This window comes from Cellulophaga sp. (assembly GCF_039943695.1).
GTDB lineage: Bacteria > Bacteroidota > Bacteroidia > Flavobacteriales > Flavobacteriaceae > Cellulophaga.
On record NZ_JBDVAA010000044.1, the window covers coordinates 1 to 15,020 of the forward strand.

A 15,020-nucleotide genomic window follows, 5' to 3' on the forward strand; every position below is an offset into this window, starting at 1 on the left:
AAGGCTCTGTAGGATAAACTTGTTTCTCTAATAAAGACACGCTGGGTGTTTTTAGATTGATAAAAAAATCGCCCTAAAAAAGAAAAGAAAAATAAAGAACATTAAAGTAGCGATAAAATGCTTAAAATTAAAGATTTACACGCCAATGTTGATGGCAAAGAAATACTAAGAGGAATTAATTTAGAGGTTGGTGCTGGTGAGGTACATGCTATTATGGGACCAAACGGTTCTGGTAAAAGTACATTGGCTTCTGTTATAGCTGGTAATGAAACTTACGAGGTTACTGCAGGAGACATCTTTTTAAATGAAGAAAATATTGAAGACCTTTCTCCTGAAGAAAGAGCTCATAATGGTGTTTTCTTATCATTTCAGTACCCTGTAGAAATTCCTGGTGTTTCTGTAACTAACTTTATGAAAACAGCTATTAACGAGTCTCGTAAAGCTAAAGGTCTAGAGGATATGCCTGCCAAAGATATGCTTAAGCTTATTAGAGATAAGTCTGAGTTGTTAGAGATAGACCGTAAGTTCTTATCTCGTTCTTTAAACGAAGGTTTTTCTGGTGGTGAAAAAAAGCGTAACGAGATTTTTCAAATGGCAATGTTAGAGCCTAAACTAGCTATTTTAGATGAAACAGATTCTGGTTTAGATATTGATGCTTTACGTATTGTAGCTAACGGTGTAAACAAACTAAAAAGCAAAGACAATGCTATTGTTGTTATTACACACTACCAACGTTTATTAGATTATATAGTGCCAGATTATGTACACGTACTTTATAATGGTAAAATTGTAAAATCTGGAACTAAAGAGCTTGCTTTAGAGTTAGAGGAGAAAGGATACGATTGGATTAAGCAAGAAGCGGCAGTTTAAAAAAGTATTAAGTTAATTTTTAGGATAATGTAACACTTACATTATTTATTACTTACTACTCAATATTAAAGAATATGGATTTAAAAGATAAATTAGTTTCTTCATTTTTAGCGTTCGAGAACAACGTAGATGTGCACAACCCTGTGCATGATGTACGTACAGAGGCTATTAAAAATTTTGAAACTAAAGGTTTTCCTTCAAAAAAAGAGGAAGCTTGGAAATACACTTCATTAAACAGCTTACAAAAAATAGACTTTAGCATCTTTCCTAAAAAAGAAAGTTCTTTAGAATATAAGGATGTTAAAAAGTACTTTATTCACCAAATAGATACTTACAAAATAGTATTTATAGATGGTGTGTTTAGCTCTAACTTATCTGAAACTACCCATGATGGTGTAGATATTTGTTTAATGAGCTCTGCTTTAACTAAGCCAATGTACAAGGCTGTTATAGATGTTTACTTTAACAAAGTAGCCTCTAAAGACGAGTCTTTAACTACATTAAATACTGCGTTTAGTAGAGAAGGTGCATACATTTACATACCTAAAAATAAAGTGCCTAAAAAGCCTATAGAAATTATACACTTTTCTACAGGTAATGACGCCGCTTTAATGTTACAACCACGTAACTTAATTATTGCTGAAGAAAATTCTGAAATGCAAATTATAGAGCGTCACCAGAGTTTAACTAGCAATGCGGTATTAACAAACTGTGTTACTGAAATCTTTGCAGCTAAAAATGCAATTGTAGATTATTACAAAGTTCAGAATGATGTAGATTCTGCTTCTTTGGTAGACAATACATATATAGACCAAAAAGATGGTAGTCACGTAAAAATACATACATTCTCTTTTGGTGGTAAGTTATTGCGTAACAACCTTAATTTTTATCAAAATGGTGAGCGTATAGATTCTACCATGAAGGGTATTACTATTATTGGAGATAAACAACACGTAGATCACCATACACTAGTGCACCACATAGAGCCAAACTGTGAAAGTCACCAAGATTATAAAGGTATATACGCAGATAGCGCTACAGGTGTATTTAACGGTAAAATTATAGTTGATAAAATTGCTCAGAAAACAAATGCTTTTCAGCAAAACAACAACATATTAATAAGTGATAAAGCTACTATTAACACAAAACCACAATTAGAGATTTTTGCAGATGATGTAAAATGTTCTCACGGTTGTACTATTGGTCAGTTAGATGAAGAAGCTTTATTTTACTTACAATCTAGAGGTATACCTAAAAAAGAAGCAAGAGCATTGCTAATGTATGCTTTTGCAAACAACGTTTTAGAAAGTGTACGTATACCAGAATTAAAAGTTAGAATTAATAAATTAATAGCTAATAAATTAGGTGTTAATTTAGGATTCGATTTGTAAAAATAAATCTGTTAGCTTAAAAATTATGCAGAAAACAACCCTAGATATTCAAACAATACGTAAAGACTTTCCTATTTTAAGTAGAACTGTAAATGGGCAACCTTTAGTGTATTTAGACAATGCAGCAACATCGCAAACACCAAAACAGGTGTTAGATGTTATTGTAGACTATTACAGTGGTTACAATGCAAATATTCATAGAGGTGTACACACACTTTCTCAAGAAGCTACAGATAAATACGAGCAGGCAAGAGCAACAATTCAGCACCATTTTAATGCTAAATTTGCGCATGAAGTAATTTTTACTGCTGGTACAACACACGGTATTAACCTTGTGGCAAACGGTTTTTCATCACTCTTAAAAAAAGGAGATGAGGTTATTGTTTCTGCATTAGAACACCACTCTAATATTGTGCCTTGGCAAATGTTGTGTGAGCGTACTGGTGCGGTTTTAAAAGTAATACCGATGAACCTAAATGGAGAGTTGGAGCTAGATGCTTATTACGAGTTATTGTCTAACAAAACAAAGCTTGTTTTTTGTAATCACGTTTCTAATGCTTTAGGTACGGTTAATCCAATAAAGGAAATTATAAATGCTGCACACAAAGTGGGTGCAGCAGTTTTAATAGATGGCGCACAGGCTGCACCGCATATAAAAGCAGATGTACAGGAGTTAGATGTAGATTTCTACGTAGTTTCTGCTCATAAAGTGTGTGGTCCAACTGGTGCAGGTATGCTATATGGTAAAGAGGAGTGGTTAAATAAATTGCCGCCTTACCAAGGTGGTGGAGAAATGATTGCTGAGGTTACTTTTGATAAAACAACCTATGCAGATTTACCACATAAGTTTGAGGCTGGTACGCCTAACATTTGCGGAGGTATAGCTTTTGGTGCTGCACTAGATTATATGAATACAATTGGTTTTGACGCCATTGCAGGTTACGAGCATGAGCTGCTAGAATATGCAACAGCGCAATTATTAACTGTAGACGGACTTAAAATTTACGGTACAGCGGCAAATAAAACATCGGTTATATCTTTTAACGTAGGTAGTATACACCCTTATGATATTGGTTCTATTTTAGACAAATTAGGTATTGCAGTACGTACAGGTCACCATTGTGCACAACCTATTATGGATTTTTACGGCATTCCTGGTACCGTAAGAGCTAGTTTTAGCTTTTACAATACTACAGCAGAGGTAGATGCCCTAGTTGCAGGTGTAAAAAGAGCTGTAGCAATGCTACAATAAAAATTAATTACTACACGCTAATTTGATAAGCACCTTTGTTATCGTATTTTTGTTTTAAATAAATTCTTCGGTTTTTGTGAAGATTAAAAAGTAACTATGACAATTAAAGAAATACAAGAAGAAATAGTAGACGAGTTTTCTATGTTTGATGATTGGATGCAACGCTACGAGTACATGATAGATCTTGGAAAGTCGTTACCTTTAATAGATGAGCAGTATAAAACTGATGATAATATTATAAAAGGTTGCCAGAGTAAGGTATGGGTACACGCAGATTTAGAAGGTGATACTCTTACATTTACAGCAGATAGTGACGCTATTATTACCAAAGGAATTATAGCTATTTTAATTAGAGTTTATAGTGGTCAGCACCCAAAAGATATTTTAGACGCAGATACCGGTTTTATAGATGAAATTGGTTTAAAAGAACATTTGTCTCCTACTAGAGCAAATGGTTTGGTAAGTATGATAAAGCAAATAAAAATGTACGCCATTGCATACCAAACACAATTAAAATAACAATAAGTATAGTTATACAAGTTATGAGTGAAGCATTAGATACACACAATTTAGGAGAGGAAATTGTAAAGGTTTTAAAAACTATTTATGATCCAGAAATTCCTGTAGATATATATGAGTTAGGTTTAATTTACGATGTTTTTGTAAATGAAGATAACGATGTTAAAATATTAATGACATTAACGTCTCCTAACTGTCCTGTTGCAGAATCTTTACCTGTAGAAATTGAAGAAAAAGTGAAGTCTTTAGATCTTGTTAAAGGTGCAGAAGTAGAGATTACTTTTGATCCGCCTTGGACACAAGAATTAATGAGTGAAGAAGCTAAGTTAGAGCTTGGCCTTTTATAATTAGTACTGGTTTTAAGTAGTTTTAAATTATAGTTTATGGCACAATCCAACGAAATAATTAATAGAGTAGCTAGTTCTAAACTGGTTACTTTTGACTTGGAAGACTACTTTCCAAAAGGAGAAAAAGTGCTTTTAGATATAAAAAATTGGCTTTTTGAAGGCTTTATTTTAAAAGAAAAAGACTTTAGGGAGCACATAGCAAATCATAATTGGGAGCAATACAACAACGCTTATGTAGCTGTATATTGCTCTACAGATGCCATAGTTCCAGGTTGGGCATATATGTTGGTTACTGCTTATTTACAACCACATGCAAAATACATTGTTCAGGGAAATTTGGAGCAGCTGTACTCTTCTGTTTATCAATCTATTATATCAGAATTAGATTTTTCTGTTTATAAAGATAAACCAGTAATTATAAAAGGGTGTAGCAATAAACCTGTGCCGCCAAATGCATACTTATGGGCTACTGCTAAAATGCAATCTTTTGCAAAAAGCATTATGTACGGTGAGGCTTGTTCTTCTGTACCGTTGTACAAGAGAAAATAGAAGTTGGTTTTTATTTTAAAGAACTATGCTTACATTTGCCATTCATTAAACCATAAAATAAACTATAAAATGAAGAAAATTATTTTAACAGCTGCGCTATTATTTGTTGCAACTGTATCTTTTGCGCAAACAGAAGAAGAGTTAAAAGCAGAACAAGCTGTAAAAAAAGATTCTGTAGCGGCTATACAAGCAAGAATTGGAGCTATACAGGCTAAGTTAGATGCTATGCCAGGTTGGAAAATAGGAGCTTTTGGTACTATTGGTGGTACTATCTCTAGTTTTGACAACTGGTATGCGCAAGGAACACCAAACAACAACTCTGGTAACATAGGTTTTACAGTAAATGCTTTTGCTAACCTAAAACAAGATAAATTTTTCTGGAGAAACTCTGCTAACGTAAACCTTGCTTGGGTAAAGTTAGATAATAAAGATAACCCAGCTGATAGTGATAAGTTTGAAGGAACTACAGATGTATTTACATTAACATCTTTGTACGGGCGTAAATTATCAGAGAAATTTGCAATTTCTGGTTTAGCAGAATACAGAACTACAATTTTAAATAACTTTAATAATCCTGGTTATTTAGATTTAGGTGTTGGTGCTACTTGGACTCCAATACAAGATTTAGTAGTAGTTATACACCCATTAAACTACAACTTTGTATTTGCAGATAACGATGCTGTTTTTGAGTCATCTTTAGGTGCTAAAATAGTTGCAGATTATACTAAAAAAATTGGAGCAGTAAACTTTAAGTCTAACTTATCTATGTTTCAAAGCTACAAGAGCTCAGATTTGTCTAACGTAACTTGGACAAACTCTTTTGGGTACACGCTTTGGAAAATGATTGGTGTTGGTTTTGATTTTGGATTAAGAAGTAATAAGCAAGAAGCTTTAAACTATTCTTTAGCTCAAACACCAGCTACAGCAACTTCTTTTGATGATGTAGATAACAAATTACAATCTTTTTGGATGTTAGGTTTAAACTACGCATTTTAATACGTAAAGTAACAATATAAAAAAAGACCGCAATTGCGGTCTTTTTTGTTTTTATACTTAAGCACTCTTTAGGAGTTTATGATGTTCGTCCAAAAAATTTAAGGACCGTAACAAGCTTGCGTAAAAAGCAATACTCCTATCATCTCTTTGTATGCACGACTTTAAAAAATCTTGTAAGTCTAAATAGTAAAAATTAGCTTTAAAAGTAGGTATGTGCATATTTATAGTGTTGGGATTGTAAACAGTATCGTCTATAACCAAATCCATCACTAATCTTTTTCTAAAGTAATCTATAGTAACATCTGTAGCATTATAATGTTTTTTAATAATTGCTATATGTAATGCTCTAGATTGATCGTCTATTCTTTGTGAGCAAGTAGAAGAAATTAAACTATAGATGTTGTTCTCTATCTTCGATTTAATATCTGAATCTTTCATTCTATTTTTTGATTAATTGATACTCCTAAATTACCAAATAATCGTCAAATACCTGTTAATCAACGGCTGTAATTAACATTTGGTCTATGGCTTTGTTGTGAAACGTTAAAAAAGTGTTGTGAAAGTTATTTATATTGATGTGTTAAATTCATAAAATTTAACAGAAATAAGGTTGTGGGAAATTACTTTCTTTCCAATTTGGCTCTTGTTTCTAGTAAATACAGGTGGTTTAAGTCTTTTATTGTTAGCTATTTGAGTATAATATTCTTCTTTTGTAGGATAAAAAGGATATACGGCATTAAAGATTTCGTTCCAGTAGTTTTTTTCAATTATTAGACTAATTATTGATATACAGTCTGTAATATCTATTAGGTTAATAGGATAATTGCCATTGCTTACTTCGTCTTTTTTTACCAAATGATAAATTGGGTGTCTGCCATTACCAATTAAACCTCCAAAACGTATTATGGTAGCTTTTAAGCTGCTATCATTTAAAAACAAATGTTCTATAGCAACTAATTGTTTTGCGGCGCTTGTTGCAGGTTTAGGGGTTGTTTTTTCGGTTATTTCTCCATTTAAATTACCATATACCGATGTACTACTTACAAAAATTACTTTTTTAACGTTTGCAATTTTGCATTGTTTGTGCACAATTTGCATCTTGTTAAGGTAGTTACTTGCATCGCCAGTTTTCATTCTTGGAGGAATATTAATAACAAGCACCTCTACATCGCTTAAAAACAAATCTAATTGTGTTGTAAAATCTTCATCATTTAAATTAACCAAAAAAGGATGTATAGACTGCTCCTCTAGGAGAGCCAATTTATCTTTAGAGGTTGTGCTACCGTTAATTGTATGTCCCTGCTTTTGTAATGTAGTGGCTAAAGGTAAGCCTAACCATCCGCAGCCAAATATTGCTATTTTATTTTTCAAAATTTTACTGTTTTTATAATTAGTATAGCATCGTTTAAAACAAAAGGCATTGGTATTTCATTTTCTGGTCTTGCTGGTATGCTAAAATGTTCATTAGTTAACAAATCATTAGAAGCTTCAAAAAAAGTAAGTTCTAAAGGAGTGTTAGGTTCTAAAATTAGGCTAATTTCTGTATAATTATTATTGCTAATATAATGCGTCATAAATTTGCTAGTGCTATCTAATAAAGAATAGTTTGGTAATGCTACACCATTTACAATTGCTTGCTCTAATGCAACATTGTTTTTGTAAATATCCAAACGGTTTACATTGCGTTGTGGCGTAATGCAAATTTTTAAATGTCTTTTGTTATTTATTAACGTGTCTTGCGTTTTTTCAATTTTTGGTACAGCTACTTTTTTTATGGCAGCATTGGCAACATAATTAAAGCTAGAGTTGTATTTACTGCTAATTGTTGTGTTGGCCAACTCTTTTGGACTTGTTTTGGTATCGTCTACATATTGTGCAGTCCACTCTGTTAAATAACTGTCATAAGTTGCCCATTTAGCAGTGTTGGTGTTTGCATCTAAAACATAAAGTAAACTGCTTGGTTTTGCGTTGTCTTTAGTAAAGCCCGAATTAAAATGCGCCATTGCAAAACCACCTAAACTTAGTATAAATAATAGTAACGCCAATCTATTTTTATGTTTGTAAAAGCCAAATATTGGAGTAATAGCAACAAATAAAAGTGTTGTTAAAACTGTGCTGGCAACTAACATTTTTAAACCTAGTCCTACAGGAAACATTTTTACAAAAGGTGCAAATATAGTTATCACGGGTAGGGTTAAAAAGAACAATAGGTATGGATTTGGCTTTTTTTGGTTACTAACAATTGTAAAAGAAACCAATAGCGCAAACACAGGTACAATAGTATAGCTAGCTCCTTTTAAATATACTGCAGCTAAACCAGAAATTACCAGCCAAATAAAAAGTGGTGCAACTACTAAATTGGGTGTTTTAAGTTTTTTAAACTTATGGTAAATATAAAAACAAATAGCAAGTGCTAATAGGGTAAATGCTGCAATGTATGTGTACCCGTTATAGGTAAATCCGTGTAAAATATCTTTGTATTGCGGATACATAACTTTTAAAAGAGTCCAACTAAAATAACCTACAACACCAGTAGTAAGTATGGAAATAAGTAAAGGTGCAAATCCAACTATGATTTCTTTAGCATCTAGTGTTTTGTTTTTTAAACCAAGTACTGTAATAACAATAAACAGGACTACAGCAATGGCAAACATTGGCCATATCCAACTAAAAGGGTAAGACACTGTTTTAAATACTGGAACGGTAAAATAAATTGCATCTTCATTAGTTTTTAAGGCTGATAAGTCTGTATCTGCAAAGTGATGTAACAACGGCATTAAATAGCTTCCTTGGTGTGCCAAAGTCTTTTTATCTAAACGTTCATAATTATCTTTTTCGGTATGATAGTCAAAGTGATCGTCTATAAAAGCAAAATTGAAACCCTGTATATCTGCATCTTCTCTAAAAACAGTTAAATCTGTATCATTAGGAAGCATTTTATAAATACTATAAGCTAAAGAATTTGCCACAGGATATTCTGGGTTAGCAGTAGTGAATTCTTCAATAAGTTTACCATTACCTTGGTTGGTCTCAATAAGCATATAGCTAGGTCCACCACTACCACGAGCCTCAAAGTTTAATACCAAACCAACGTCTTTTGCCCACGGATGTTTATTTACAAACAGTTCGGCTCCGTTAAGGCCAAGTTCTTCGCCATCAGAAAGTAAAATTATAATATCGTTTGTAGGTGTTTTATTTTCCTCTAGGTATGCACGTATACTTTCTAAAATAGTAGCAACGCCACTGCCTGCATCACTAGCCCCAAGAGATGAATGTGGGTTACTGTCATAATGAGATAGTAATAGCAAAGCCTTATTGCTTGTTTTGCCTTTAATTTTTGCTAAAATATTGCTGGCATAAGATAAGTTACCCCAATCGCCAGCAGTATAGCCTTCTTGTACGGTGGTTTTTAATCCTAATTTTTGTAGTTCTGCTACAATATAATTTTTAACATCTGCGTGTGCTTTAAAACCAACTGCATGTGGTTCTTTGCCAATTTCTGCAACGTGTTTTAATGCTCTGTCTGTAGAAAAATTTGTGAGAGCCGAGTCTTTATCAGCAGAATAGGTTGGCATTATAGCTATAAAACTAAAGTAAATGGCTAGTAGTAAAAGTATTAGAGTTAAAATTCTTGCTATTCTGCTCATTTTGTTGCGTATTTCTGGTTGTATGCCTTAAAATTATACAAATTTGATGCTTTTAACGCAATTTATTTAGATAATTCATTAAAAATCACTAAGTTTAAAATTAACCTAAAACCAAATATTATGGGAATTAAAAGCTTTCAAGGAGTACGGAAGACCTTAAAAAAAGAATTTGAGGCGCCAATATTAGTAGAAGATTATATGACTAAAAAGTTAATAACTTTTAGTCCAGACCAATCTATTTTAGAAGTAATGGAGCTGTTTACCAAGCACAATATTTCTGGTGGACCAGTATTAGATAATAACGGATTTTTAGTTGGTATTATTTCTGAGGCAGATTGTATGAAACAAATATCTGAAAGTCGTTATTTTAACCAGCCAATACTAAACAAAAGTGTAGAAAATTTTATGACTAGAGATGTAGAGTTTATTTCTCCGGACATAAGTATTTTTGATGCAGCAGGTATTTTTGTGCGTCATAACAGGCGTAGGCTTCCTGTGCTTAAAAACGATATTTTAGTAGGGCAATTGAGCCGTAAAGATGTGGTAATAGCAGCTTTAAAATTAAATGGACAAAATTATAAATAGCATACCTTATGATTTCTCTTAATTTATGAATGGTTTCTGTCCCCAGAAACCATTTTTTTTGTTTCATTTTTTGCTATTGCTTTATTTTTAACATAATATTACAAAATATACCTCTGTTATTTAGCAGATAAATTACTATTCTTCTTTTTTGTTGTCATTTTCTCAAATTTTTAGAAAATATTAACAATATTTAAAAAATGCCCTTTGTTTAATTGCCTATTTTGGCACGCAAATTTATAGTTAGGTCTAATTTGTGTATTTCTTGAAATTCTTTAAAAAACATATTGCGTTGTTCTTTTGCTTGCTATTTTTGGTAAGTCAGGCAAGCTATGTATTTCATACATATTTAGAGCCACATAATCATACCCACACAAATAATACATTAGAATTTAGTACGGTAGATTTTACACCTTTGGCTGTAGAGACAGCAGAATTTAGTACCGCTATTTATGACTGTCTTTTATGTCATCAATTTAAGTTAACAAAAGTAATTATAGCTTATGAAAATAAGCTAAAAGTAAAAGAGCCTATTGCAACTCACTACTTAAAAATAGAATATGTAGAACCGTATACATTTTTCTACTTATTAAGCAACAGCTCTCTTAGGGCACCTCCTACTGTAAGTTTAGCAGCATAATTTTTTTAAAAGAATTAATTAAGTGTCTTAGATACAATACATAGCTAGCATAGGTATGTGTTGTATCTAAACACCTAGTATTTATATATGCTATAGTATTCACTAAAGTTACTGCATTGCTATTTTCTTGTCCCATTTTTTTGAAAAAACACACAATTAAAAATTATAAAACCAACAATATTCAAAATGATTAAAACAACTAATTTAACTAAGAAATACGGTGATTTTACCGCTTTAGATAATTTAAATATAGAAATAAAAGAAGGCGAAATTTTATGTCTGCTTGGTGCTAACGGAGCAGGAAAATCTACCACTATTAATTTACTACTTAACTTTATAACACCAACGTCTGGTAACGCTTTTATTAATGGTTTAGATGTGGTGAAAAATCCCAAAAAAACTAAGCCGTTTTTAACATACATACCAGAAAATCTAATGCTTTATCCTACACTAACGGCTATAGAGAATTTAGATTATTTCCTTGGTATAGGTGGTAAAAGTTTTTCAAAAGCAGAGCTAAAAAACTTTTTAGATGAGGCAGGTTTACAACAAGAAGCTTTTAATAAGCGTGTGCAGTTTTTTTCTAAGGGAATGAGGCAAAAAGTAGGTATTGCGCTAGCAATTGCAAAAGGCGCTAAAGTATTGTTGTTAGATGAACCAACCTCTGGTTTGGATCCTAAATCTAGTAATGAGTTTGGTGAATTGCTAAAAAGTATGAAAAATGCCAAAGTAGCTATACTTATGGCTACACACGATATTTTTAGAGCCAAGGAAATAGGTACGCATATTGGTATTATGAAACAAGGCGTTTTAAAGCATCATTTTTCTAATGATGAAATTACACTACAAGATCTAGAAAAAGTGTATTTAGAAACAATGACTTTAACTAACTAAGCTATATGATACGGTATATAATTAAAAAAGAACTAAAAGAAATTTTTAGAGACGGACGTTTTAAAATTTCTGCAGCAATAGTATTTTTATTGGCATTAGTGGCGTTTTTTGTCACTTTTAAACAGTATAAAAATACAGCAGCACAGTATAACGAAGCTAAAGTAAACGAGCGTAAAGTTTGGGAGTCACAAGGAGCTAAAAATCCGCATTCTGCCGCACATTATGGCAATTATGTTTTTAAACCAAAATCTCCTTTATCTTTAATAGACCAAGGTGTAGATAAATATACAGGTGTTTCTGTGTTTTTAGAAGCACATAATAGAAACGAAGCTGCTTTTAGTGATGCTGCAGACCAAACAGCATTGTCTCGGTTTGGAGCATTAACACCAGATTTTATTCTGCTATACATTATACCATTAATAATTATTTTAATTGGTTATAATATTTTTTCAAAAGAGGTTGAAGGAAATACTTTTTTCATTCTAAAAAGTCAAGGTGTAGTAGGCTGGAAATTGTTTGTTGGTAAATGGCTTGCAGCTCTAATACCTACTATGGTCATTGCAACCGTTTTATTTGCCGTAGCTGCTATTACATTAACTAGCTTAAATGATTTTGGTTTGTTTGAGTGGAAAGAGATTTTTGCACTGTATTTTGTGTATTTACTTTACTATTTAATTTTTACTAATGTGGTATTATTTATATCATCAAAAGTAAAAAAATCTGGTATTGCGCTTGTAATTAACCTGGTATTTTGGGTTTTAGCTTGTTTTGTAGCGCCTAAAGTAGCCAGTAATTTGGCAGATGCTAAGTATCCTTACCCTTCTCACCAAGAGTTTAATGAGCAAATTGCAAATGAAAGCAAGCAAGGTTTAGACGGACATAATCCTTGGAATGAGGAATCGCAAAAGTTACGCATACAAATACTAAAAGAATATAAAGTAGATAGTGTACATAAATTACCTTTTAACTTTAATGCGTTTTTAATGCAGAAGAGCGAAGAGTACCAGGCCCAAGTATATGCTAAACATTATGGTCTTTTAAAAGAAAAAGCTAAAAAGCAAGGTGGAGTGTACAAATCTTTATCTGCTATTTCTCCATTTTTACCAACTCGTTTTTTATCTATGGCAATTGCTAATACAGATTATGAGTCTCACTGGGCTTTTACAGAAGCAGCAGAAGAGTATAGAGTAGGTGTACAACGATTTTTAAATGGTACTACAGAAAAAAATGCGAAATATAACGAGCGTTATGTTGCACCAGCAGACACTTGGAGTAAGTTGGAAGAGTTTAGTTATGAGAGTCCAACTTTTACAGAAGTCTACAAGCAAAATACAGGTGTTTTTTCTGTACTTGTAATTTGGTTTGTGCTTACAGCTGCACTATTATTTTTCACTAATAAAAAATATTAAAATGTTTAGATATAATTTTAAATATGAACTAAAGTCATTACTACGTAGTAGGTGGCTTTTACTATTATCATTACTACTTTTAATTGTAGTTTTATTTGCGGGTTATAATGGTAAAGAGAAAGTAAATGAACGCGTAAAACAGTTAGATAAAGTTGTTTTAGAGGCAAATACTAATGATGCTACAATGGCAAAAGTGTTAGACTCTATAGAAAAAGGATTGCAGGTAAGTATTAACCCAAGGAGAATGCCTAATGCTCCAATGAATGTTGCTTATAATTACCCTAGGGTAGCAGCAATACCGGCAGCACCTTTAACATTTATATCTACAGGACAAAGTGATCTTTTTACGCATTTTATAAAGCCAAGTGCGTATGGAGATAGTTTTAGTTTAGATTACTCTGAACTTGCAAATCCTATACAGTTGCTTTTTGGATCTTTTGATTTGTCTTTTGTAATTATTTACATTTTGCCCTTAATTATTATAGCGTTTAGTTACAATATTTTGTCTGAAGAAAAAGAGTATGGATCTTTAAAATTATTGGCGTCACAACCAATATCTATTTACCAATGGATATTGCAAAAAACAGCACTAAGGTTCTTTTGGTTAACCTTAATAACTATGGCTGTTATTACAATTACACTGTTAATTTTTGGGTATAATTTTAGTGCTAATTTTTTAGCGTTTTTACAGCTAGTGTCCTTAGTCTGTGCTTACATACTTTTTTGGTTTACCATTGTGCTGCTTGTTAATTTAGTAATAAATAACTCGGCTAAAAATGCCGTTAGTTTATTGGCAATATGGGTGTTTGTAATTTTAATTGTTCCGGCAGTAGTGGGGCAGTTGGCAAACTCGTTTTACCCAATACCATCTAGAACTAAAATGATTACAGAAGTGAGGGAGTTAAAAGAAGAGTTATCTAGTAAACAAGATAAAATACTAGATAACTTTTTAAGAGACCATCCTGAGTATGCATCAAAAGACGGGAATAACAATTATTCTTTTTGGCATAAATATATTGCATCTCAAGAGCTCGTAGAAGAGGAATTAAAGCCTTTAATAAGCTCTTATGAAGATCAGCTAACAAAACAGCAAGACTGGGTTAGATTGTGGCAGTATAGTTCGCCAGCAATACTTATGCAGCAAAGTTTTAATAATTTAGCGCATACCTCTACAAGTCACTATCAAAGTTACAGAAATCAGGTTTTTAAATTTTCTAAAGAATGGCGTAACTTTTTTAAACCTATGTTGTACGGAAATAAGAATTTTACAACTAAAGATTATAAAGAGCTTCCTAGTTTTAAATACAAGGCTCCTAAAAATAATTTAGTTTTATTTAAGGTGATAGTATTGCTTGTTTTTTCTGTGATATTTATTTTAATTGGTAGGCAAGTATATATCAATAAAATAAAAAAAGGAACAGTAATTTCATAACAAGTTACAATATAGCTTTTATAAAAATAGGTGTGTATTTTAATGCATACCTATTTTTTTTGTTTAAAAAGGAGTAGAGCTACTCGCGTTTCACAATCATATAATAATCATTATCTAAGGGTAAATACCCAAGGTCATACACAAAAAAGTAAGTAGTTCCTTTTTTGGTGGTGTAATTGCTAGTTATAAACTCAAAGTCAAAACCTTTATCTATTAGCTTGGTACGTGTAGTTTTAGTTTTGCCCTCGGTTAAAGTAAAACTATCTAAAATTCGGTAGTTTTTACGCAGCCTATTGTTTATGTTTCTAATTAGGTTTTTACTGTCTTTGTTAATTTTGTTATTGTAGGCATTACGGCAATAGTCTTCACAGAATTTTTTATCTGCTCTGCCAACAAGTTTTTTTCCGCATTCTAGGCAAGTAGTCTCCAAATTTAAAAGTAACTTTTTAATGTTTTTATGCTTAACAAGTTACAAATAAAACTGTTATGTTA

Annotated in this window: 16 protein-coding genes; 12 read left to right on the forward strand and 4 right to left on the reverse strand. The window is 32.1% G+C overall.

The genetic code is table 11. The features are described from left to right. Positions 1 to 117 precede the first annotated feature (117 nt). The 7 genes from sufC to ABJD66_RS03190 all read left to right on the forward strand — a co-directional run bounded on the left by sufC (position 118) and on the right by ABJD66_RS03190 (position 5,924). Entirely contained in the window at positions 118 to 870 is a 753-nt protein-coding gene (gene sufC / locus ABJD66_RS03160) for a Fe-S cluster assembly ATPase SufC (RefSeq protein ID WP_303539921.1), read from the forward strand. Positions 871 to 944: 74 nt separating this feature from the next. Next, on the forward strand, positions 945 to 2,261 hold the full coding sequence (gene sufD / locus ABJD66_RS03165; protein WP_100894229.1) for a Fe-S cluster assembly protein SufD: 1,317 nt from the start codon (positions 945 to 947) through the stop codon (positions 2,259 to 2,261). A 25-nt stretch (positions 2,262 to 2,286) separates the two neighbouring features. Further along, positions 2,287 to 3,513 (forward strand): cysteine desulfurase, encoded by a 1,227-nt coding sequence (locus ABJD66_RS03170; protein ID WP_348128140.1) that lies wholly within the window; start codon positions 2,287 to 2,289, stop codon positions 3,511 to 3,513. A 96-nt stretch (positions 3,514 to 3,609) separates the two neighbouring features. Then, positions 3,610 to 4,032 (forward strand): SufE family protein, encoded by a 423-nt coding sequence (locus tag ABJD66_RS03175; protein ID WP_348128143.1) that lies wholly within the window; start codon positions 3,610 to 3,612, stop codon positions 4,030 to 4,032. Positions 4,033 to 4,055: 23 nt separating this feature from the next. Then, positions 4,056 to 4,379, forward strand: coding sequence for a DUF59 domain-containing protein (locus ABJD66_RS03180; RefSeq protein ID WP_303539929.1), 324 nt, complete (start codon positions 4,056 to 4,058; stop codon positions 4,377 to 4,379). Between the two features lie 36 nt (positions 4,380 to 4,415). Continuing rightward, positions 4,416 to 4,928: a DUF2480 family protein gene (locus ABJD66_RS03185; RefSeq protein WP_348128145.1), complete on the forward strand. Its 513-nt coding sequence runs from the start codon at positions 4,416 to 4,418 to the stop codon at positions 4,926 to 4,928. Between the two features lie 69 nt (positions 4,929 to 4,997). Beyond that, positions 4,998 to 5,924, forward strand: a complete 927-nt coding sequence (locus ABJD66_RS03190; RefSeq protein ID WP_100894224.1) for a DUF3078 domain-containing protein — start codon at positions 4,998 to 5,000, stop codon at positions 5,922 to 5,924. 57 nt (positions 5,925 to 5,981) lie between these two features. Here the strand turns inward: ABJD66_RS03190 and ABJD66_RS03195 are convergent, their stop codons facing one another. From ABJD66_RS03195 to ABJD66_RS03205, 3 genes are all read right to left on the reverse strand, one after another. Then, positions 5,982 to 6,362 carry a hypothetical protein gene (locus ABJD66_RS03195; protein ID WP_100894223.1) on the reverse strand — a complete coding sequence of 127 codons (381 nt, stop codon included), beginning with the start codon at positions 6,360 to 6,362 and terminating at the stop codon, positions 5,982 to 5,984. Positions 6,363 to 6,491: 129 nt separating this feature from the next. Then, on the reverse strand, positions 6,492 to 7,295 hold the full coding sequence (locus ABJD66_RS03200; RefSeq protein WP_348128150.1) for an NAD(P)H-binding protein: 804 nt from the start codon (positions 7,293 to 7,295) through the stop codon (positions 6,492 to 6,494). After that, positions 7,292 to 9,571, reverse strand: coding sequence for a M28 family peptidase (locus ABJD66_RS03205; protein ID WP_348128153.1), 2,280 nt, complete (start codon positions 9,569 to 9,571; stop codon positions 7,292 to 7,294). Before ABJD66_RS03205 ends, ABJD66_RS03200 begins: the two co-directional genes overlap by 4 nt. A 120-nt stretch (positions 9,572 to 9,691) precedes the next feature. Here ABJD66_RS03205 and ABJD66_RS03210 point away from each other — a divergent pair, with 120 nt between their 5' ends. From ABJD66_RS03210 to ABJD66_RS03230, 5 genes are all read left to right on the forward strand, one after another. Further along, on the forward strand, positions 9,692 to 10,156 hold the full coding sequence (locus ABJD66_RS03210) for a CBS domain-containing protein (protein ID WP_100896789.1): 465 nt from the start codon (positions 9,692 to 9,694) through the stop codon (positions 10,154 to 10,156). Between the two features lie 310 nt (positions 10,157 to 10,466). Beyond that, positions 10,467 to 10,793, forward strand: a complete 327-nt coding sequence (locus ABJD66_RS03215) for a hypothetical protein (protein ID WP_348128158.1) — start codon at positions 10,467 to 10,469, stop codon at positions 10,791 to 10,793. A gap of 186 nt (positions 10,794 to 10,979) precedes the next feature. Further along, positions 10,980 to 11,687, forward strand: coding sequence for an ATP-binding cassette domain-containing protein (locus ABJD66_RS03220; RefSeq protein ID WP_100894219.1), 708 nt, complete (start codon positions 10,980 to 10,982; stop codon positions 11,685 to 11,687). Between the two features lie 5 nt (positions 11,688 to 11,692). Next, positions 11,693 to 13,096, forward strand: coding sequence for a DUF3526 domain-containing protein (locus ABJD66_RS03225; RefSeq protein WP_348128162.1), 1,404 nt, complete (start codon positions 11,693 to 11,695; stop codon positions 13,094 to 13,096). Position 13,097: 1 nt separating this feature from the next. Beyond that, a complete protein-coding gene (locus ABJD66_RS03230; RefSeq protein ID WP_348128165.1) occupies positions 13,098 to 14,528 on the forward strand; it encodes a DUF3526 domain-containing protein in 1,431 nt (476 codons plus the stop codon). A gap of 79 nt (positions 14,529 to 14,607) precedes the next feature. On the opposite strand, the gene ABJD66_RS03235 is transcribed toward ABJD66_RS03230, so the two are convergent. Beyond that, positions 14,608 to 14,958 (reverse strand): hypothetical protein, encoded by a 351-nt coding sequence (locus ABJD66_RS03235; protein ID WP_303539950.1) that lies wholly within the window; start codon positions 14,956 to 14,958, stop codon positions 14,608 to 14,610. Between the last annotated feature and the right edge of the window lie 62 nt (positions 14,959 to 15,020).

Excerpts from the sequence above, each read along its gene's own strand:
- ABJD66_RS03195 (WP_100894223.1), bottom strand. The coding sequence starts at position 6,362 with ATGAAAGATTCAGATATTAAATCGAAGATAGAGAACAACATCTATAGT.
- sufD (WP_100894229.1), top strand. The coding sequence starts at position 945 with ATGGATTTAAAAGATAAATTAGTTTCTTCATTTTTAGCGTTCGAGAAC.
- ABJD66_RS03190 (WP_100894224.1), top strand. The coding sequence starts at position 4,998 with ATGAAGAAAATTATTTTAACAGCTGCGCTATTATTTGTTGCAACTGTA.
- ABJD66_RS03220 (WP_100894219.1), top strand. The coding sequence starts at position 10,980 with ATGATTAAAACAACTAATTTAACTAAGAAATACGGTGATTTTACCGCT.
- sufC (WP_303539921.1), top strand. The coding sequence starts at position 118 with ATGCTTAAAATTAAAGATTTACACGCCAATGTTGATGGCAAAGAAATA.
- ABJD66_RS03170 (WP_348128140.1), top strand. The coding sequence starts at position 2,287 with ATGCAGAAAACAACCCTAGATATTCAAACAATACGTAAAGACTTTCCT.
- ABJD66_RS03180 (WP_303539929.1), top strand. The coding sequence starts at position 4,056 with ATGAGTGAAGCATTAGATACACACAATTTAGGAGAGGAAATTGTAAAG.
- ABJD66_RS03230 (WP_348128165.1), top strand. The coding sequence starts at position 13,098 with ATGTTTAGATATAATTTTAAATATGAACTAAAGTCATTACTACGTAGT.
- ABJD66_RS03175 (WP_348128143.1), top strand. The coding sequence starts at position 3,610 with ATGACAATTAAAGAAATACAAGAAGAAATAGTAGACGAGTTTTCTATG.
- ABJD66_RS03185 (WP_348128145.1), top strand. The coding sequence starts at position 4,416 with ATGGCACAATCCAACGAAATAATTAATAGAGTAGCTAGTTCTAAACTG.
- ABJD66_RS03205 (WP_348128153.1), bottom strand. The coding sequence starts at position 9,571 with ATGAGCAGAATAGCAAGAATTTTAACTCTAATACTTTTACTACTAGCC.
- ABJD66_RS03210 (WP_100896789.1), top strand. The coding sequence starts at position 9,692 with ATGGGAATTAAAAGCTTTCAAGGAGTACGGAAGACCTTAAAAAAAGAA.
- ABJD66_RS03225 (WP_348128162.1), top strand. The coding sequence starts at position 11,693 with ATGATACGGTATATAATTAAAAAAGAACTAAAAGAAATTTTTAGAGAC.